Origin of the sequence: Amaricoccus tamworthensis, from assembly GCF_049800875.1 — a bacterium.
GTDB classification, from domain to species: Bacteria; Pseudomonadota; Alphaproteobacteria; order Rhodobacterales; family Rhodobacteraceae; genus Amaricoccus; species Amaricoccus tamworthensis.
In genome coordinates this window covers 1-19,870 of record NZ_JBNAFV010000012.1, presented here as the reverse complement: position 1 = coordinate 19,870, position 19,870 = coordinate 1, and the positions used below count along the sequence as shown (strand labels likewise).

Annotated in this window: 17 protein-coding genes, 1 tRNA gene and 1 pseudogene; 15 read left to right on the top strand and 4 right to left on the bottom strand. The window is 56.0% G+C overall.

All coding sequences use genetic code 11. The features are described from left to right. Nucleotides 1-18: 18 nt before the first annotated feature. Complete coding sequence (locus ACP15P_RS16400) at nucleotides 19-627, top strand: hypothetical protein (RefSeq protein ID WP_424929531.1); 609 nt, start codon at nucleotides 19-21, stop codon at nucleotides 625-627. Nucleotides 628-657: 30 nt separating this feature from the next. Here the strand turns inward: ACP15P_RS16400 and ACP15P_RS16395 are convergent, their stop codons facing one another. Both ACP15P_RS16395 and ACP15P_RS16390 read right to left on the bottom strand, forming a co-directional pair. After that, nucleotides 658-2,007 carry a CoA transferase gene (locus tag ACP15P_RS16395; RefSeq protein WP_424929530.1) on the bottom strand — a complete coding sequence of 450 codons (1,350 nt, stop codon included), beginning with the start codon at nucleotides 2,005-2,007 and terminating at the stop codon, nucleotides 658-660. Between the two features lie 57 nt (nucleotides 2,008-2,064). Further along, nucleotides 2,065-2,694, bottom strand: a complete 630-nt coding sequence (locus ACP15P_RS16390) for a hypothetical protein (protein WP_424929529.1) — start codon at nucleotides 2,692-2,694, stop codon at nucleotides 2,065-2,067. Nucleotides 2,695-2,744: 50 nt separating this feature from the next. Here ACP15P_RS16390 and ACP15P_RS16385 point away from each other — a divergent pair, with 50 nt between their 5' ends. From ACP15P_RS16385 to ACP15P_RS16320, 14 genes are all read left to right on the top strand, one after another. After that, nucleotides 2,745-3,428: an N-acetylmuramoyl-L-alanine amidase gene (locus tag ACP15P_RS16385; protein WP_424929528.1), complete on the top strand. Its 684-nt coding sequence runs from the start codon at nucleotides 2,745-2,747 to the stop codon at nucleotides 3,426-3,428. Nucleotides 3,429-3,496: 68 nt separating this feature from the next. After that, the gene (locus tag ACP15P_RS16380) at nucleotides 3,497-5,068 is read left to right on the top strand and encodes an SGNH/GDSL hydrolase family protein (RefSeq protein WP_424929527.1); all 1,572 of its coding nucleotides are present in this window, start codon (nucleotides 3,497-3,499) and stop codon (nucleotides 5,066-5,068) included. A gap of 135 nt (nucleotides 5,069-5,203) precedes the next feature. After that, nucleotides 5,204-5,293, top strand: a tRNA-Ser gene (locus ACP15P_RS16375). A 130-nt stretch (nucleotides 5,294-5,423) separates the two neighbouring features. Further along, a complete protein-coding gene (locus ACP15P_RS16370; RefSeq protein ID WP_424929526.1) occupies nucleotides 5,424-6,641 on the top strand; it encodes a tyrosine-type recombinase/integrase in 1,218 nt (405 codons plus the stop codon). Continuing rightward, nucleotides 6,631-7,572: a hypothetical protein gene (locus ACP15P_RS16365; RefSeq protein WP_424929525.1), complete on the top strand. Its 942-nt coding sequence runs from the start codon at nucleotides 6,631-6,633 to the stop codon at nucleotides 7,570-7,572. Before ACP15P_RS16370 ends, ACP15P_RS16365 begins: the two co-directional genes overlap by 11 nt. 135 nt (nucleotides 7,573-7,707) lie before the next feature. After that, complete coding sequence (locus tag ACP15P_RS16360) at nucleotides 7,708-7,911, top strand: helix-turn-helix domain-containing protein (protein WP_424929524.1); 204 nt, start codon at nucleotides 7,708-7,710, stop codon at nucleotides 7,909-7,911. Continuing rightward, nucleotides 7,911-8,336: a helix-turn-helix domain-containing protein gene (locus ACP15P_RS16355; protein WP_424929523.1), complete on the top strand. Its 426-nt coding sequence runs from the start codon at nucleotides 7,911-7,913 to the stop codon at nucleotides 8,334-8,336. Before ACP15P_RS16360 ends, ACP15P_RS16355 begins: the two co-directional genes overlap by 1 nt. Before the next feature lie 139 nt (nucleotides 8,337-8,475). After that, on the top strand, nucleotides 8,476-9,411 hold the full coding sequence (locus tag ACP15P_RS16350; RefSeq protein ID WP_424929521.1) for a tyrosine-type recombinase/integrase: 936 nt from the start codon (nucleotides 8,476-8,478) through the stop codon (nucleotides 9,409-9,411). A 59-nt stretch (nucleotides 9,412-9,470) separates the two neighbouring features. Then, on the top strand, nucleotides 9,471-12,740 hold the full coding sequence (locus ACP15P_RS16345) for a site-specific DNA-methyltransferase (RefSeq protein WP_424929520.1): 3,270 nt from the start codon (nucleotides 9,471-9,473) through the stop codon (nucleotides 12,738-12,740). A gap of 3 nt (nucleotides 12,741-12,743) precedes the next feature. Next, the gene (locus tag ACP15P_RS16340) at nucleotides 12,744-15,527 is read left to right on the top strand and encodes a BPTD_3080 family restriction endonuclease (RefSeq protein WP_424929519.1); all 2,784 of its coding nucleotides are present in this window, start codon (nucleotides 12,744-12,746) and stop codon (nucleotides 15,525-15,527) included. Beyond that, entirely contained in the window at nucleotides 15,499-15,906 is a 408-nt protein-coding gene (locus ACP15P_RS16335) for a hypothetical protein (protein WP_424929518.1), read from the top strand. Before ACP15P_RS16340 ends, ACP15P_RS16335 begins: the two co-directional genes overlap by 29 nt. A gap of 737 nt (nucleotides 15,907-16,643) precedes the next feature. Then, nucleotides 16,644-17,804, top strand: a complete 1,161-nt coding sequence (gene dndC, locus ACP15P_RS16330) for a DNA phosphorothioation system sulfurtransferase DndC (RefSeq protein ID WP_424929517.1) — start codon at nucleotides 16,644-16,646, stop codon at nucleotides 17,802-17,804. Further along, entirely contained in the window at nucleotides 17,805-18,005 is a 201-nt protein-coding gene (locus ACP15P_RS16325; RefSeq protein ID WP_424929516.1) for a hypothetical protein, read from the top strand. A 6-nt stretch (nucleotides 18,006-18,011) separates the two neighbouring features. After that, nucleotides 18,012-18,845, top strand: a complete 834-nt coding sequence (locus ACP15P_RS16320; protein WP_424929515.1) for an AAA family ATPase — start codon at nucleotides 18,012-18,014, stop codon at nucleotides 18,843-18,845. 13 nt (nucleotides 18,846-18,858) lie between these two features. Here ACP15P_RS16320 and ACP15P_RS16315 read toward each other — a convergent pair. Further along, a pseudogene (locus ACP15P_RS16315) lies at nucleotides 18,859-19,155 on the bottom strand (transposase); the annotation flags it as partial. Nucleotides 19,156-19,164: 9 nt separating this feature from the next. Continuing rightward, nucleotides 19,165-19,870 (bottom strand): transposase (locus ACP15P_RS16310; RefSeq protein WP_424929514.1); only part of this gene is annotated, 706 nt, incomplete at its 5' end.

The following is a 19,870-nucleotide window of genomic DNA, read 5'->3' as shown; positions in this document are numbered from 1 at the left end:
GATAACAGGAGTTGCCAGTTGAGATACGTTGTTGCCGCATTGTCCCTTGTTGGCCTGTCGGCCTGCACGTCGAGTGTTTCCGTGCCGGAAAACGTCACGGTTTACGAGGTGCCGCAATACTCTCCGCCAACCTATGACGTTCCCCCCGCGACGCCTGTTCCGGACCCTGTTGCCGGAGGCGATGCCGCCGCTGCGGCTGCAACCGGAGCTGTTTCACTCGAGGGGGCGCAGGCGGTTGGTGCGGAGTTGGATGACGACCGGATCAACCTCAATGCCTATTCCCAGGAGCAGCAGAAGATTGACCGGGAGATCGCGGAACAGCAGCTTGCCGAGGCGCGGTCGCAATTGGTGATCGTGCCCACAACCGGCGTGCCCAATCAGGTTCAGGGTGCCAATATTGCACTCTATGCGCAGCAGTCCACAAACGAGGTTGGCAACAAGATCTACCGCCGCAGCTTCGGCTCAGCGGTCGCATCGGGATGCCGTCGCTATTCCACGGATGACGATGCCCAGCGGGCGTTCCTCGCTAATGGCGGTCCGGATGAGGACCCGCTTCGTCTCGATGCCGATGGGGATGGATTTGCCTGTGACTGGGATCCGGCCCCGTACCGGGAGCTTGGCTCTTAAAGCTTTCAGCACGTTTTAACCTATCAGAGCTTACCGCCAAGCGGCATCGTCCTTTCCGAGGCGGCCAGCCGGGTAGGCAAATGCGGGCTTTGTCCTCGCGCCGATTGTGAACGGCTCACTCATGCGGTGCGCTGGGCCCCAATCCGTGTTTTCAATTTCGGTTGAATAATCGTCATCCCCGGCCTGCAGCGGGGCCTGATTTTCGGCGTTCGGGACGGATGCCAGCAAGTGTCCGGTGCGGGCCAGAGACAGGCGGGCGGAGCGTATCTCGCCGCTGGACCTGATTTTCAGTGCGTGCAGGGCCGCAGCGGCCATCAGGTATCCGGTGCCATGGTCGAGCGCCTGAACCGGCAGTGGAGTGGGTTTCTGATCGACTGTGCCTTTTGGACTGGCGATACCGCTGCTCATCTGGACGAGGCTGTCGAAGCCCCGGCGTCTCCGCCAGGGGCCGGTATGTCCATAGGCGTTGAGGCTGATGTCGATGAGGGCGGGATTAATGCTTCTTCGGCTTTCGCGGCCGAACCCGAGGCCATCCAACGCGCCAGGCCTGTATCCGTGGAGAAGAATGTCTGCCTCTCGGAGCAGGGGTTCGAATGTCTTTTTGCCTACTGCACTCTTAAGATCGAGATATGCACGCCGCTTGCCAGGTGTGGTTTCCGTGACCACGCCGGGCTCGTCCCACCCGGGCGGATCATTACGCAGCACATCGGCTCCAAATTGAGCCAGGAACCGGCTGGCAACAGGGCCGGCGAGAACCCTTGTCAGGTCCAGTACGCGGACGCCGGCCAGCGGTCGAACTTCGGGGAATGTGTGTTTACGGGGGGCAGTCGAATGTCGTGTCCAGTGGATGAGCGGTTCAGACTGAACGGCCTGTCCCTGTGGATGCGCCGCCCATGCCTCCATTGTGCGCAGTTCTGCGGCGCAGCCTCCCGCTTCCACGATTGTGGTTTCGAGATTGCTAGAGGAACAGCCGCGGACCGTTCTGGTTATCGCTTCACGAGTGGGCGGACAGCCAAGGACACGGAGAGCCGCGTCACGATGATGTGGGGCGTTGGTGTGAAGGCGGATCCAGCCGTCCTTGGTCCGGTAGTTTCCAGCCAGAGGATCCCAGACATCTGGAAGATTCCATCCGAGCGGCCGACGGGTTCGGTCGAACCACATTGAGGCAAGGCGTCGGTCCACGGTAACGTCTGAAGCGGGAGTTCCGGAAAGGTCCGCAAGCGCAGTAGCCGCGGCACCGATGCATGCGCAGGCGAAATCGGTCACGGCAAATTTGGACGGCAGCTTTGCCGTGCCGGTTAGATTGAGGTCAGGCCGCCGGTGTCCGAAAACAGCCTGGGAAATCTGATCGTAGTAGGCGTTCAGTAAGGGGTTGTTCATCGTGTGACCTGTCGTAGTGAATCCTGGTGAAGGCCGTTTCCCGCTTGTGGGAACCGGTTACGGATTTCGGCCCCGCACACTCCCGTGAATGGAAGGCAGGTATCCGTTTTGAAATACCGACTGGATAGTCGGTGGAGTGATCGGAATGACGGCTTGTTCGTCGGTGGGCAGGGGAAGCGCTTCATCGTAACCCTCAAAGGACCACCGGTGCATATTCTTTTTCCAGCGAAGCCAGAATGACCCTTCAAGTCTGAACATGCAGCCGTCCGGCAGGTCTGCCGCGTCTCCTGGATCCTGATCCGCCAGTCGCTCGCGGTGCAGTATCAGGTCCATTTCACCGGCCCTGGGCGGAGAGGCCAACTGATGCGCGGCAGCCCATGCGGCAGCAAACGCAAGCGCGTCGGTCCGTCGGCATTCGAAGCAGGGCCGGTGTCCCGCCGCGAGGGCGGTTACCTCATCGAGGAAAAACAGTTCGGTGTAGCCGGTGCCCATGACCTCTCGGTGCCGGTCCCGGAAGTTCAAATGGCAGCAGATCCATGCTTTCGACCGCCATCCGGCCCTCCTCAAATGTCTGTCGGAATCGTGCAGGCGACCACCGCGGTTGCCCATCATCGTCCCGCGTGCCGGATGGGCGACCAGCGTTCCGTCAGGGGCACAGCGGTTTTGCAGGGGCGAAGGTCTCGACATTGCCGCATGCTGCCTGTTTTCTCTGGGACGGGAAAGGCAGGAAACCGAACATGCGCATACTGGAACACCCAAGCCCCAATTTCGGCCCGCGCAGGGATGGTTTGCGGCCGTCCCTGGTTCTCTTACACCATACGGCCATGGAGACGGCGGAGGCGGCTCTGGACCGGCTGTGCGATCCGGAGGCGGAGGTTTCGTCCCATTATCTGATCGCCCGCGATGGCCGGGTGTGGCGGCTGGTGGATGAGGCGGAACGGGCATGGCACGCCGGCCTTGGGCGCTGGAAAGGACTGGATGACATCAACTCCCGGTCCATAGGCATTGAACTGGCCAATCCGGCGTCTCTGAAGGGGTTTCCACCGTTTCCGGAAGTGCAAATGGCGGCTTTGGAAGCGCTGCTCTGGGAGATTTTGAGCCGTTGGGGCATTCCGGCCGAAGGCGTCATAGGCCACTCCGACATTGCGCCGGAAAGAAAAGCTGATCCGGGGCCGAAGTTCGACTGGGGCAGATTGGCTTTACAGGGACTTGCCGCGCCATCGGTGGTGTCCGAGGCCGGAACCGGTGGATGGAACGCGTTTGAGACCAGGGCCGCAGCGGCAGGATACGACGTTGCCGACAACAGCGCGGAAGCGGTGTTGCGGGCGGTACGATTGAGGCATCGTCCATGGGCGGAGGGGAAAGCTCCGGATGCCTGGGATGTGGGATGTCTGACGCAGCCGGGTAAAGGGCAGGATTGAACCGGGTCCGCCTTGGTTCGATTTCTTTATTGCCATAGACTTGAGCGAAACAGGGATGGGGATGCGACATGACCATAACCAAGATGGCCTGGTTGGGCGACAGCCTGAGCGACAGCGACGAGTTCTACCGTCTTTCGTCACAGGTATTAAAGGTCCCTCTTCCCAATGCCGAGTGGTATTCCACCCGTTTCACCAATGGTGAGGTGCATTCATCAATCGTGCCGGGCCTTTTGGGGATCGAGGGCGGCGATGCCTACAATTACGCGTTTGCAGGCGGCCGGGCGGTTGGCTCTCTCGCAGGCCGGGATTTTGTCGAGGATCCTTCGATCCTGAAAGTCGATATCGACGATCCCCGTCTCGACACGGACATAAACCTGACCGCACAGACCGACCGGTTTTTGGCGGATGCCGCAAGCTACGGCCGTGATCTCGCGGGAGTTTCCGTCAATGTCTGGATCGGGTCAAATGACCTGGCAAATTGGGAGCCGGACAGCATTTGGCCGTGGCGTTGGGACAACGAGATCGAGGATCTCGTCCGCGATGTTGTCGCGTCGATTGAAACGAATGTCGAGCGGCTCCTGGAGGCGGGGACCGGCCAGGTGCGGGTATTGACGCAGCCCGAGACTACGTTCTTCCCCGTGTTCAACGATGCCGGATTTATTGTGGACTACTACAGCGACAGCGTTGTCGACAACATGAACGACCGGATTGAGCGCATGGTTGAGGAATTTGCGGCAACGGGTGCGGATGTCAGGCTGATCGACATGAACGCGCTCACGACGGAGGTGGAGCGGGATCCAGGGACGTTTGGATTTGGGCAGATTGAGCAATCGTGGCTGCTCGGCGAAAGTGATAAATACGGCCAGACAGTGAACCCCGACCTTGGTTTCGATACCAGTCTGACGCACTACACCGACCGCATTGGTTTCATCGACTCCGTGCATCCCACTGCAGCCATGCATGGCGTGATGGCGGCATTCGAGGCGGAGGTTTACCGTAATGGCCTCCAGGATTTCGGTCGGCGTGCGGATGATGTGCTCGGAAGTGCGGATGACGACCTCATTTTTTCGGGACGCGGTCATGACACTGTGACTTCAGGCGCCGGACACGATGTCATTCTTGCCGGCAAGGGGCATGACGCTGTTAAAGCGGGTGCTGGCGCGGATATTGTCGCGGGCGGTTCCGGAAACGACAACATACATGGCGACGGTGGCCGTGACGTTCTTGCCGGTGGATATGGCGATGACAGTCTGCTGGGCGGTTCCAAAGAGGATGTCCTAGTCGATACAGGGGGGCAGGATACCCTCAAGGGTGGCAGTGGCGACGACTGGTTCCTGTGGATGGACACGACATGGTGGGGAAATGCTGCGGATGATGGTCTTGACCGCATTTACGGCGGGCGTGGCCAGGACACTGTGGTCCTCCATCTGGCTGATACGGCGACGTTTGACGAGGTCACACGCGAATATTCGGAGCAGACAGGTACCGGTTTCACACTTGAAACCATTGGGGTTCGCCTGAAAGCGGTTGAGGAGGTCCTGTTCGTGGATCTCTCGGTCGAGGACGTGCTTGTTCCTGAAACCGGCAGCACAACACTGAACGCGCGTCTGGCAGAGGCGGATCTGTGGGGGTTCGTTTAGTATTGCCTTGGGCCCCTGCTGTCGTGTCTGCCAAAATTCGGCCATCCAGCCTCGTTCCTGATTTTTCGCGCTGTTTTTCCACTTCACGGGAATTCGCACTTGTTTTCCCGTTTTCCGACCGTTAGACCCACCGGCGGAGACGTGGCCGAGTGGTCGAAGGCGCTCCCCTGCTAAGGGAGTAAACGGGGAACCGTTTCGAGGGTTCGAATCCCTTCGTCTCCGCCACTTTACCTTTTTTCTTAGTTTGGCTGGGTCGCTTTGGGCGGCCTTTTTTGTTTGTTTACCAGCCTCTATGGCCAAAGTGACATTGTGTTGGATTTCTTTCGATTGCCGTTGTATCCTTTCATTGAGTGGTATGAAATGTGGTATTTTCAACGTGGCGTTATCCGGGAAACTGACAAGAAAGCTGGTTGAGAACCTTGGCGCTGGACGGCACGGTGATGGCAATGGCCTCTACCTGGTGGTTGATCCGTCCGGAGCGCGTCGCTGGATCGTGCGGGTGGTGGTCAAGGGTCAGAAAAACAGGCTGGGTGCTCCGCTGCGAACGGATTTTGGTTTGGGCGGCGCGGATGTCGTTACGCTGAACCAGGCACGTGAGCGTGCCCTGGAATATCGGCGCATGGCAAAACAGGGTCTAAATCCCCGCTTTAACGCCAAACGGGAAATCCCGACCTTCGAGGAAATCGCGCAACAGGTGCATATTGACCGTATGCCGACCTGGAAGAACGCCAAGCACGGACAGCAATGGATCAATACACTTAGAGATTACGCTTTCCCAAAAATCGGCCGAATGCCGGTCGACAGCATCGGGCAACCGGAAGTGCTGATGTGCCTCTCGCCGATCTGGACGGAAAAGCATGAAACCGCGCGAAGGTTGTCGCAGCGGATCAAGACCGTTTTGGACGTGGCCAGGTCCAGGGGATTTCGGTCCGGTGAGAATCCCGTGACGGGTATCAAAGATGCCAACGTGCTGCCGAAGGTTAAGTCAAAACCGAAACACCACAAGGCTATGGCATGGCAGGATGTGCCCGCGTTTTATTCTGAACTCAAAACCCGCAATGCGATGGCCGCCAAGGCATTGATGTTCACCTGCCTGACCGGATCGCGCACCGGGGAGGTGTTGGGGATGAAATGGGATGAGGTGGATCTGGAAAACCGGCTGTGGACCTGTCCCGCGGAGCGCATGAAGGGTGGTGACGGCCACAGGGTGCCGCTCACGGATGCTATGCTGGAAATCATTGGGCCGTTGGAGGCCATGCGGTCCGAATATGTTTTTGAGGGGCAAAAGCGGCACAGACCGTTGTCCAATATGTCAATGCTCATGCTTTTGCGCAGGATGAAGGTGGAGGGCGTCACCGTGCACGGATTTAGATCCACATTCCGCGACTGGGCCGCGGAAGAGGCGCATGCGCCACGCGAAGTGGCTGAGATGAGCCTGGCCCACAAGGTCGGGTCCGATGTTGAGCGGGCCTATGCAAGGACTGATCTTTTAGAAAGACGTCGTGAGTTGATGAGACTTTGGTCTCGATTTGTGGCTGGATCATCTGGCGAGGTATTCGATTTTGAAAAGTGACTTTAAAGAGAGAGTTTCTCAATTAATCAGGAGCGACAAACTAAAGGGGCCAATGGGTATTAACCACATGGCTCACTTTCATCTCAAAGAAGGTATTACCAGCCTGTCTTCCGGGGTAGCTTTCCTCGATGAACTTGAAGACGATTTTCTAGAACAAGTGCCGGATTACGTACTGTCTGATTCAATTCAGTGTGATCTGGATTCAATCGTCTCAATATGCGCTGCAATGTTGAAGCTAACAAAATATCTGCCTGAGAAGACAGAGGTCGGAACCCGATATGGTGCACTACCTAAAGGTAAGTACCACGGCGCATACATCGAAAGTTGGGAAGATTATTCAATCACAGATTGTAAGGGAGCTCCGCTTTATTCTAAAGAGCAGCTCGACCTTCTGGGAGAACCTCCTGCCAGCAGGCTGGGTGTAGCAGCGTGGTTGATTGTTCACGATATCTGCAACGATGGGGGAATGCTCTCAGAAGATTGGTATCTCGCACGTATTGTCCAAGAGTATTTTCGCGAGTTTCCCATTCGGCCTGAAAGCGCTTTTCTGATTGGTATGCTTTACAAAGAGCTGTGCATGAAGGAGCAGTTCGAAGGCGATCTTTCAGCATATTATGCCAAGCTTGCCGAAGAGCAGACGTCTAGAAAAAAGGGCACAGCGGCAACAAGGCGGAAGGCCGAGAAACTCAGGGATTACTGTGTGCAACTTTTTGTCGAAATTGCGGTTGAAGCGGGGCCACGTGTGATGATGGCACCTCCGGAACAGCAGGCGCGGGAACTGCGGAAGAGAGCACTTCAAGAGCATCCGGAAAAGTTCCAGCGCTCTGGCAAGCCATACAGCGAAGTATGGTTCCTTCGGAATGTGATTGAGGATCGGCGTCTGGACATCGTTCAACTGATCGAAGAGGCGCAGCGGAAGAAAAGGCTCTAGCCTTTGCTCCCAAGAAAGAATCCTTAAGCGTTTCATGTTTTTTCAATTGGCTGCAGCCAAATAATCTCTTGTTCACAAACAGATAAATCTGAATACAAAGCATAGTCATCCTATCGATTTCTAAGGAATCTGGTGATGGCCAATCTTTTCGAGCATGAACGGAACTACGTACTGGGTGATCCTGAACTGGATATTCTCGGCAACCGTGAGAAGTTGGCGCAGTGGCGCCACAGGGGCACCGGACCGGCGTTTTATCGGCTTGGCCGCAAGATCGTTTACCGCGGTGCCGATTTGAATGCATGGGCAGAGGCTCATCGCGTTGATCCGGAACAGAGGTGATGGCCCGCCGCATCAGCGCCTCGAAGGTCAAATCCAATCGAACCTATACGGTCGAGCAGGCCGCCGATGCGATCGGAGTATCCGAGCAAACCATCCGTATCTGGATTACCCAGGGTTTGCCGGTGCTCAGCGCGAAGCGTCCGATGCTAATTCTTGGATGGGCATTGAAGGACTTCATCACACGGAAACAACAGGGCCAAAAAAGACCGCTTCGTCTTGGAGAGTTCTTTTGTTTCAGTTGCAAGGAACCTCGACGCGCTGCCATCGACATGGTCGAATACCACCCCAGATCGCCGACACATGGTCGGCTCAGAGCGCTCTGTGAAGTCTGCGAATGCATCCTGAACCGTAACATCCGCGCCGACCAGTTGCCCTCGTGGCCCGCGTTTTATGAGGTTCCCGACAATAGCGATGAACCAGACTAAAGGAACCCCTGGACCTGCGTTAAAACCATGACTTCGGAGGCACGGTAACGGCATGAGAAAATTTAACGAGGATAACGAGCGGATCAAACACGATTACGTCAGCTATCTGAGGGAAGCAAAAGGGCAGGACGAAGCCACGTTGGACAAGGTTGGCTCGACGCTGCTGGATTTTGAGAAAGCGGTCGGATTCAAGCCGTTCAAGCTCTTTCACAGGGATTGGGCTGCCACCTACAAACGGCACCTCGAACGCAGGAAAAACACGCGCACCGGCAAACCGCTCGGTCTCTCCACGCGCGACGCATCGCTGCGTATTGTGAAAAAGTTCATCGAATGGCTGGCGTTCCAAAACGGCTACAGGTCGCGAGTGAACCATGCCGATGCGGAGTATTTCAACAACAACATGAAAAATGCGCGCGCAGCCCGGAGTTTGCGGCAAATCCGCTATCCCTCGCTGGAGCAGTGTGACGCCGCTTTTCGGGCAATGCCTGAGGACACCGAAATTGAGCGCCGCGACAAGGCCATGTTCGCTCTTCTGGTTCTGACCGGAGCCAGGGACGGGGCGGCAGCTACCCTGCGTCTGAAGCACGTCGACGTCGTTGAGGGGATGGTGTTCCAGGACGCCCGTGAAGTAAAAACAAAAGCCTCAAAAACGATCGAGACCTGGTTCTTTCCTGTTGAGCCAATGTACCGGCGCCACCTTGAGGCGTGGGTGCGGCATCTGAGGGAGACAAGGCTCTTTGGCCCGACAGATGCCCTTTTTCCAAAGCAGCTTGTTGAAGCGAAAGACGGAAAATTCAAGGTCACGGGTTTTTCATATGAACCCTATGCGAATGCTCAGGTTGTAAATAAAGTCTTTAAGGCGGCGTTCGTTTCAGCCGGGATGTATCCTTACACGCCTCACAGTGTACGGAAGACACTGGCGATGCTTATGGACAGGTGCTGCAGGACAATGGAGGAGCGGAAAGCGTGGTCCCGCAACCTTGGTCATGAACAGCTTGCGACCACTGTCAGCGCTTATATGCCGGTCTCAAGGGAAAGACAGCGGGAACTGATCCAGTCGCTCACGTTGGAGTAGCTCGTGCAGCAGGTGATCTGAGGAGATCGTACTGGACAAAGTTGGGCAGGAAAGCTTCTTTGTGGCGCATTGTATTTCTTGATTGGCGCACTTTTGAAATGACTGACGTATTAGGCACCCAAATCCTGTCCCTGATCCCGGAAGACGGCTCCTCCATTAACAACGGCGCGATGTTGGCTCTGTTGCGTGAGCGTATGCCGGATCTTCGTGACGAAGACTATGTAGCGTCCCGTGATGCCTTGATCCATAACGGGTTGCTTGCCAGTAACCGCAGCGGATCGATCATGCGTGTGGTGGACGAAACTGATGAGAGTGGTGGAAAAGACGATGCGGACACTTTCGAACTGACGCTTACGGACGAGCCGACGCCGCGCAAGCAGAGAGTGCCGCGTAAAAAAAAGAAGACTGCACGGAAAACTGGCGAACCGTCAGAGGTCCTGAGTTACCGTCATGGCGAGACACGGGTGAACAATCCCGAGGTGGGGATGGTCCATGCAGATACCGACCCGGATGGGGAAAAGACGCGCTGGCAGTACGATCCGCATCTGGACCCGGTGCTGAACTTTGACAGCGCGCGCGGGGCGGTTGAGACGTTGATCGATGAGGCACTGGCCAGTGATGATCCGGTGCGAATGAAAGATGCGCTGACGGAACTCAAACGCTTGCAACAGCCCTATCTGAACTGGACGGGCAAGGCGGAGAAGACATCGTTCGAGGTCGATACCGTATCCCTGCATGTTCATGAACGGGTGGACCCGGCGACGATCCTCGCCAATGCGGCCAAGCGGCTGAAGGGGCAGGACGCAAGCGCGCAGTGGCGGCAGGCGGACCTGTTCGCGGCCCCGTTCGAGAACCTGCCGCTGCGCCAAGCCTTGGATTTTTACAGCCATGAAAAAGGCTGGTCGAATCGGCTGGTGGCGGGGGACAGCCTGCTGGTGATGAACTCGCTGCTGACCAAGGAAAGCATGGGCGGCAAGGTGCAGATGATCTATATCGACCCGCCCTATGGCATCAAATACGGGTCGAATTTTCAGCCGTTCACCAACAAGCGAAAGGTAGATGATGGAAAAGACGAAGACCTGACGCAAGAGCCCGAGATGATCAAGGCGTTCAGGGACACCTGGGAACTGGGCATCCATTCCTATCTTGCGTATATGCGCGACCGGCTACTCTTGGCGCGGGAACTGCTGAATGAGCGCGGTAGTGTATTCGTCCAAATAAGCGACGAAAACCTTCACCATATTAGGGAACTGATGGACGAGGTTTTCGGTGCAAGGAACCTCGTCGCCATAATCAATTACCGAAGCATGATGCCCTTGGAATCGGGGAGCATTGAGTCGATCTATGACTATGTGATTTGGTACGTGAAGGACCAAGACGCTTCTCCCAAGTACCGCAACCTGTTGGTCCGAAAGAAATCCGGCCAAGGCTCAGAATTCAAGAACGTTGCAGTTTCACCAACTGATTTTCGAAGTGTAACGAGAGACGAGCTCGACGATCCTGAGTACGCTTTCAAGTTGGAAGGTGTCTTTAAGCGCTCTGACCTGCTTTCATCAGGGTATACCGAAAGTTGTACCTACGATTTTGAGCTTTTTGGCGAACCACTGAAGGCTCGTGCAAAGAGTTGGCGCACCACAAAAGACGGTGTCACTAGGCTCAAGAAGGCGTCTCGGCTTTATAAGCCGGGCACGAAGCCGTACTTCAAAATGTTCTTCAACGATTTCGGCTACCTTTCTCAGGTTAACTCTTGGCACGATACTATCGAATTTGAGGCGAAATCATACGTCGTGCAAACAACTCGGACGGTGATTGAGCGTTGTATGTTGATGTGCACCGATCCCGGCGATCTGGTGCTCGATCCAACATGTGGCTCCGGTACCACCGCTTTCGTCGCCGAGAAATGGGGGCGGCGCTGGATCACCTGCGACACCTCGCGCGTGGCGATCACGCTGGCCAAGCAGCGACTGATGACCGCCGGTTTCGACTACTACGCGTTGCGCTATCCCCACGAAGGCCTGAAGGGCGGGTTCGATTACGAAACCGTGCCGCATGTCACGCTGAAATCCATCGCCAACAACCCCGATATCGACACGATCTATGATGAGGATCACCCTAAGATCACGGCGGCTTTGGACGATCTGAACGCCGCGCTCACATCCGCGCCACCGCTGCCGATCAAGGCCACCCAAGGCTATCGCAAGGGCAAGCAAGTCTCCTTCCGCGATGGCGACGTGCTGGAAGAATGGGAGGTGCCCTTTGACCTGCCCGACGATTGGCCGGATGCGGCTAAGACACCGTTCGAGGCGTTTCACAAGGCCCGTCAAGCCATGCAGCGCCGCATGGACCAGTCCATCGCCGATCACGCCGATCAGGAAACGCTCTACGACAAGCCCCGCATCGACAAGAACAAGCTGCGCATCACCGGCCCCTTTAGCGTCGAGGCGGTGCCCGCGCCCACGGTGCTCTCACTGGACGAAAGCCTGCCCGCCGAGGAAGCCGACAGCACCGTCGCCCGGTCTGGCGAAACCTCCCGCCAATCGCTCTGGCGCGACGAACTGCTGAAGACCGGCGTGCGCGGCAAGGGCGGCAACATGATGACTTTCGCCGAGTTCGAAGTGATCCCCGGCACCCGTTTCCTGCATGCCAGCGGATCGGTCGCCGACACGGGCGAGCGTGTGGTGGTCAGTTTCGGCCCCGAACATGCCGCGCTGGAACAGCGGCAGGTCGAAGAGGCGATGAACGAAGCCTACACGCTGATGCCCAAGCCGAAGTTCCTGCTGTTCTGCGCCTTCACCTTTGATCCGGAGGCCGCCAAGGACATCGACGAGATGAATGTGCCGGGTATGACCTTCCTCAAGGTGCAGATGAACACGGACCTGCTGACCGAGGATCTGAAAAAGGCGCGTTCCTCGAACCAGTCCTTCTGGCTGATGGGCCAGCCCGAGGTCGAGGTGCGCAAACGCAAGGACGGGATGTGGGAGGTCGAGGTGCATGGCTTTGACTATTTTGACCCACGACCGAAGAAGAATCCCAATGACCCGGATTTGATAAGTGGCGGGAAGAAGCAGATCGCCATGTGGTCTCTGGACACCGACTACGATCAACGCTCGCTCATGCCGCATCAGGTGTTCTTTCCAATGGCCGATGCCAAGGGCGGCTGGAACCGGTTGAAGAAAACGATCCGTGCGGAGTTGGACGAGGACCTTCTGGAGCAGTTCCACGGGACGGTGTCGTTGCCTTTTGAGGCCGGTGAAAACAAGCGGATCGCGGTGAAGATCGTGGATGATCGGGGTATCGAGTCCCTCAAGATCGTCGCGCTGGAGGGATAGGCCATGTCCCTGATCATCAACCGCCCGTGGGAGCGGCCAGAGCAGCATTGGATCGAAGGCAAAGGCGGCAAGCTTGAGATCAAGCCAGAGCGGCGGCCTGCCAGCTATGAAGTCTTCGACGCGCGCAACAACACCAAGCGCACCGAAGTGCTGGCCATGGTCAACACGATCCGTGATCGCGTGGATCAGTGGCGTGAGGATGGTTATCCCGGTGTGACCATCGTGACGCGCAAGCTGTTGGAGCACTGGCATGACGAGGATGCGCGCCAGCACCCGTTCTATTTCTGCCAGTTGGAAGCGATTGAAACGCTGATCTGGTGGGTCGAGGGCGCGGACGCCTTTAAGCAAGGCATTCATGTGCCGGGAGATGGTGGCGCGTGGGAACGGCTGTGCAACAAGATGGCCACCGGCGCGGGCAAGACGACGGTGATGGCGATGATCATCACCTGGCAGGTGCTGAACTCGCTCACCTACCCGAAGCGGAACAAGGATTTCAGCCGTGCGGTTTTCATCGTGGCCCCTGGCCTGACGGTAAAGGGCCGGTTGCAGGTATTGCTGCCTTCTGAGGGCAGTTACTACGACGAGTTCAACCTGTGTCCGTCTGAATCGATGCGCCAGAAGCTGAACCAGGCTGAGGTGCTGATCGAGAACTGGCACACGCTCATGCCGTTGAAAGAGGTGCAGCGGTCGGTCGTGCAGAAGGGCAAGGAATCCGACGAGGCGTTCACCCGCCGTGTGCTTGGCAAGCTGGCCGCGCACAAGGACATCATCGTCATCAACGATGAAGCGCACCACGCCTATCGTAAACCGCCAGAGCTGAAGATTTCCAAGAAGCAGGCGGCGGAACAGGGTATCGACCTGGACGAGGCGACGCGCTGGATCGAAGGTCTGGACCGCATCCACAAGACCCGCCGCATTCAGCGATGCTTTGATCTATCTGCGACCCCTTTTGCCCCCACTGGCAAGAAGAGCACCGACACGGCGCTGTTCGATTGGATCATCTCGGATTTCGGGCTGAACGATGCAATTGAGGCAGGGCTGGTAAAGACGCCGCGCGTAGTGGTGCGGGATGATGCGCTGCCGGATTCCAAAACGTTGCGATCGAAGCTCTACCACATCTATCGTGACAAATCGGTCTCCGAAGATCTGAACCGAGCGAGGGCAGAGCCGCACGAGGCGCTGCCAAAGCTCGTACAGGATGCTTACACACTTCTTGGCGCCGATTGGCGCGAGACGGCAAAGGACTGGGCCGAAGCCGGGCATCACTCACCGCCGGTCATGCTGACGGTCTGCAACCGGACAGAGACAGCCGCCCGGATCGAGAACTATTTCAATCAGGGTGACGCCCATTGGCCTGAGCTTCAGGCCCCGAACAAGACCCTGCGCGTGGACTCCAAGGTGCTGGACAAGGCGGAGATCGGCGAGGCGGCCACTTCGGACAAAGCATATGATCAGCGCTTGCAGGAGATCGTTAAGGCCTCTGACATTCCTGAAACGAGGAAGCGCCAGCTCGGTGAGCTGAAGAAGGAAGAACTGCTGCGCGAGATAATCGACAATGTCGGCAAGCGCGGCCAGGCTGGCCAAGACCTCCAGAAGGTGATCTCAGTCGCAATGCTTTCAGAGGGTTGGGACGCGAAGAATGTCACCCATATCATGGGCCTGCGCGCCTTTACGTCTCAGCTGCTTTGCGAGCAGGTAGTAGGTCGGGGATTGAGACGCGTATCATACGACCGCGATGAAGACGGCCTTTTCTTGCCTGAATACGTGAACGTGTTCGGAGTGCCGCTTTCGATTTCAGAGTCGGGTGATCCCGGAGAAGCTCCGCCGACAGCGAAGCAATCGACACAAATTGAGGTTGTCCCCGAAAGAGCGAATCTTGAGATTAAGTGGCCTAATGTCGTACGCGTCGAGTCTGTGGTGCGCAGAGAGTTGGCAGTTGATTGGACCAACGTTGAAACGCTGACGCTTGACCCTGCTTCAACACCGATCAGCGCCGATCTCGCGCCTGCGCTTGGTGGCGCAACCGATCTCGGCAAAATGTCATCGATTGATCTCGAAAAGCTCCCTGATGGCTTCCGGTTACAGCGGCTTGTGTTCCAAGCAGCTCGTAAGGGTTTTGCCAGTATGAACCATGGCTTCAAGGGCTCAGAAGACCTCCTCGCAGCCCAATTGGTGCGGATCGTGGAAGAGTTCATCGCCTCCGATGTTCTTCAGATACCTTCTTTCTTTCATTCTGATCCACTGCGCCGTCGCATCTTGATAGCTTTGAACATCGACCTGATCGTTCAGCATCTTATGCAAAGCGTTGACGAGCAAAACCGAACAAGCCTAACGCCGATTTTCGACGAGGAAAATCCCATTGGCTCTACGGCTCAGATGCGGACCTGGTACACGACGAAACCCAATTTTCCGGTCGTCAAGTCGCACATCAGCCACTTGGTTGGTGACTCCTCCTGGGAAGGTTACGCTGCCAAGGTGTTTGAGCAATCAGACGAAGTATTGGCGTATGCAAAGAACGATCACCTAGGATTTCAAATAAAGTATTTATGGTCTGGTTCTCGTCGGCGATACATTCCCGATTTTCTTGTGAAGTTCACCAACGGCAAACTGTTGGCATTGGAAATCAAAGGTGCGGACAGCCCACAAAACAAGGCAAAAAGAGACGCTTTGGCAGAGTGGGTTGAGGCTGTAAATGCCGCAGGAGGCTTAGGGCAGTGGTCTTGGGATGTTGCGTTTTCCCCCAACGAGGTTGCGGACATTGTTCAAAGAAACTGGGACCGGGGCTGACGGTTTAGGTTTTTTGCATACTCTAAGGAATGAGGTTTATCATGGCATCGTCGGGCAGGAGACACAGTCTGCCGCATATCTGCGCGGGGTTCCGCAAATGGCCGAGGATGCAATCACTATGGCCAGAGCCCAGTCCATGGATGTGCCGGGCGCGCAACCGGGCGAAGACGAGCTGGCAACGAAGATGCTCGGCGTTTTCCTTATCGCGAAGTACGGTAGCGTTGGCGAAAGCAAGAAGCGCGTGGGAGATTTCTCGATTACACGAAACGCGTTTCGGGACATGCAAAAGCACCTTTGTTCCCGGCAATGGAACTTTGCGAATTTTGCCTACGGTGGTATTTTTTGTGGTATGAATTCGAAAGTAAAATTTTTTAGTTAAATTTTTCAGATAGTTGAACAAAAAATTAAGCGGACTTCGTCTCCGCCACTTGCCCTTGAGAAACTGTTCTCCCGATCCGCCCGCGGCCGGATTTTGTCGTTGTTTTCGAGGGTTATGCGGGAGGGGCTGAGCACTGGCGCTGGCGCCAGGTGGTCGGGAAGCGGTCTCTCCGGGCCGATATTCTCCGGACCTCATGACTGTGCGGATTGGGTGTTCAGCTTGTAAGTCTTTGACAGTATTGATTTATGTTTTCACTCAAATCTGAGTTGGATTGGAGTCGCGTCCGGCTCAGATGGGACCTGGATGAAAATTTGGGGTGCGATGGCAATGGCTCGGCCGAATTGGGGCGCCGTGATGCAGCACCCGGCGCGATGGGCAAAAAGAAAAAGTTAGGCACACGTGCTAACCGATCATTCAAGTATTTTGACAGTCGACATCAATGAAAGCTGTAGGAGAGCGTTTTTTCTGCGACGCCACAAGGCTGCACCAAGCTAATAAAGACCGTTTGGGATCAGCTGTGCGTGCAAACTCCTGCAAACCGAGCTTGAGGCCCTCGATGGCGTTGGGGGCTGGTTCCTGATGAGCTTGCATGGCTGAAGCCACTGCCGATCCGCAAGGCATGAAGATATGGCAAGAAGCGCTCACGCCGCGTATCAAGGTGTGATCCGCAATTTACAGTGGGCGAACGCGGCTGCTACACAAGATACAGCAGAAAAATCAGAATCATGGGGCAAACGATGGGGCTAGACAGCGCAGCAGCGACAATGATGGAGCCGGACAGCACCTCAGCCTTTGAAAAGATTCAAGCTGATTTGCTCGATGAGTACCGTCAGGATCACAATTACCCTTGGATCATAGGATATTCTGGAGGGAAAGACAGCACCCTCGTAACTCATCTTGCATTCGAAATGCTGATGAAATTGCCGCCCAGTGAGAGAAAACGGCCTGTACATATTGTAGCGAATGATACTCTGGTCGAAAGCCCGCTCCTCGTTCAGCACATTATTGAAAGCACAAATGAAATTCAAAGCGCAGCCGACGCATTTGGATTACCCGTTATTACAAAGATTACACGGCCTTCTCCGGAACAATCTTTTTGGGTCAATCTGATCGGACGCGGCTATCCGTCTCCCAATCGCTCATTCCGGTGGTGCACAGACCGGATGAAAATTCTACCGACAAGCCGCTATATCAAGAGTTTGGCCGATACAGCAGGACAAGTGATACTGCTGCTTGGTGTTCGACGTTCAGAAAGCGCCACGCGCGCGGCCTCTGTTGGCCGCTACGACAATGGTGAGCGGCTAAACAAGCACAATGATCTGCAAGGCTGCATGGTGTTCCGGCCAATTGTCGAGCTTGATACAGATGATGTATGGGAGTTTCTTGCCCTGAATGAGCCGCCATGGGGCGGATCACACCTGAAGCTGATCCGCCTGTACCGCGAAGCAAGCGGCGGTGAGTGCCCTGTTGTTACCTCCAAAGACGATGCCCCGTCCTGCGGGAGCACATCCTCACGTTTTGGCTGCTGGACATGCACGGTTGTCGAAAAGGATCGCAGCCTTGAGGGCTTTGTCGAGTATGGCTACACGGAGTTTGGTCCCTTGCTGGACTTCCGCGACTGGCTTGTTTCTATTCGCAACGACAAGGAGCGCAGGCAGGCACGTCGGCGAGATGGGCGCATCACGATTACCGACGGCGGCACGTTTGTGCCTGGCCCTTTCACGCTTCAGACCCGCTCTGAAGTCCTTGAGCGGCTTAGGGGTCTTGAGAAGGAGACGGGACAAGCCTTGATCACACAGGAAGAAATTGATTTGATCCATGAAATCTGGTCAGCAGAGATCGGTACCTATGCCAATGCTAGGCCAATGAGCGTTCGTGAGATCAAGAAGGACAAATAGATGCCACGCAACGTCGTCGTACTACTCGATAACAAAGATGGACGGTCCATGATCAAGGCAGCCTGCAAGGAAAGCGGGCTCTTGTTCGCTGAGTTTGAGGAATTGGTGCAGTCAGAAGTTGAACAAACTGGCAAACAACGCCGCGCCGGCCTTTGGGACTCCTTTGATGATATTCTGGACCGTATTCAGCTGGACGAATGAGCGCACATGTATATTTCTCAAATTACTCTTCGAGATTGGAAAGCCTACACAACGGCAAATTTCGAATTTCCTGCTCCGGCTTCTGATAAAAATATCATTCTGATTGGCGCGCCAAACGGTTATGGCAAGACCAGTCTGTTTGAAGCCATTGTGCTTGGGATGTTTGGTCGTGATGGCTTGCCGCTTATTGCGCGCTCTCCTTTTTCGGGCGGCGACAAAGAAAGGCTTGCGACGTCCTACAAGGCCTTCTTGGAAAAAGCCCTGCATAGAGGCGCGACGCAAGCTGGCCGCAATTCTTGTTCGGTCAAGCTGACCTTCATGGATGATGATGACGAGCCGCTGGAAATACAGCGTATTTGGCATTTTAACGATGCCGGTATTTACCGCCCGCAAGATGAAGAAATCCATATATTTCAGGGGACAACACGCAAGGCGGTTGGTGCTGGAGCCTTGCAGGGCAATGATCGTGCGGACTGGTTCCGTGAGTTTATTGCAGAAAACCTGCTGCCATTTACGCTTGCGCATTTCTTCATGTTTGACGGCGAACAGGTCAGCGTTCTTGCCGAGCGCGAGATGTCGGCGCAAGTCCGCTCCGGCATTGAAGGGTTGCTCGGCATTCCTGTTCTAAAGACACTAGCCAAGGATTTGCGCAGCTATGCGGAAGTCCGGCGCAAGGACTCTCCGAACGTCTCGGACAGGACGATTGAGAAGCTGGAGCTCGACCGCCATCAGCTGACATTCGAGCATGACAAGAAGGCCGAGCGATACGCTGAGATCGAGCCAAGCCTCAGAGAGATGGTCCCAGATATTCGACCGGTTTTCCGCCTGCTTAAGCTTTGACGTGGGTTTCATTTCAGGCGGCGGTTCTGAGTTTTGGATCGTGGGTATCATAGGCCTCCGCCGGCGTCATCAGACCATGGGATGAGTGCGGGCGTCTGTCATTATAATATTCCATCCAGGCACCAATGCCTGCCCTGGCTTCCGAACCGGTCTCAAAGGCGTTGAGATAGACGCACTCATATTTCAGGGATCGCCACAGTCGTTCCACCATCCGGTTGTCGATCCATCGGCCGCGGCCATCCATGGAGATCTTCACCCTGGCGTCGTGCAGCACATCTGTGAAACCCGTGCTGGTGAATTGCGAACCCTGGATGCCCTTCTAACAGTCAAGTGCTGATTTGGTTTTCGCGATCTCGAGGTTTCGTTTTCGGATGATGTGGTAGGCCTCCCGGGAAATGTAGCGCTTCAGACATCGGATTGCCTCCATTTTTGACTGGCCGTCTGCGACCCGACGCTCAACATATACTTTCGTTCGCGCGTCGGTTCGCAGACGGCCTATGGCGATGATGTGGAGGGCAGAGTTGGCTGCCCGATCTCCGCCCCGGTTCAAACGGTGACGCTGTACTTTTCCTGATGAAGCGGGAACAGGACTGACCCCGCAGAGTGCGGCAAACGCTGCCTCCGACCGCAAACGCTCCGGGTTATCGCCAGCGGTTATCAAAAGCTGTGCCGCGGTCTCATACCCTATTGATGGCCGGGCAATCAGGTCCGGTGCCAAACTGTCGACGATTTCCCTGATCAGGGTATCGAGGTCAGCGGCCTCATCGGTCAGCTCGAGATACCGGCGTGCGAGCGATTTCAGTGCGATCCGATAGGCCGATGTTACATTCCCGCTGTCCGTCAGATCGGGTCGCCATGCCGCAAGTGTTCGGATCAGCTGCATCCGGCTCATGGAACGGAGTTGCTCTCGCAGGTGATCCGGGGCGCTCACAATGTTGTTCTGGATAAGCTGAAGGGCAACGCGGCGGGCGGAGACTGCTGTTTTCCTGCAGGTTTTCAGAACACGTAATGCCTCGATCATGCCA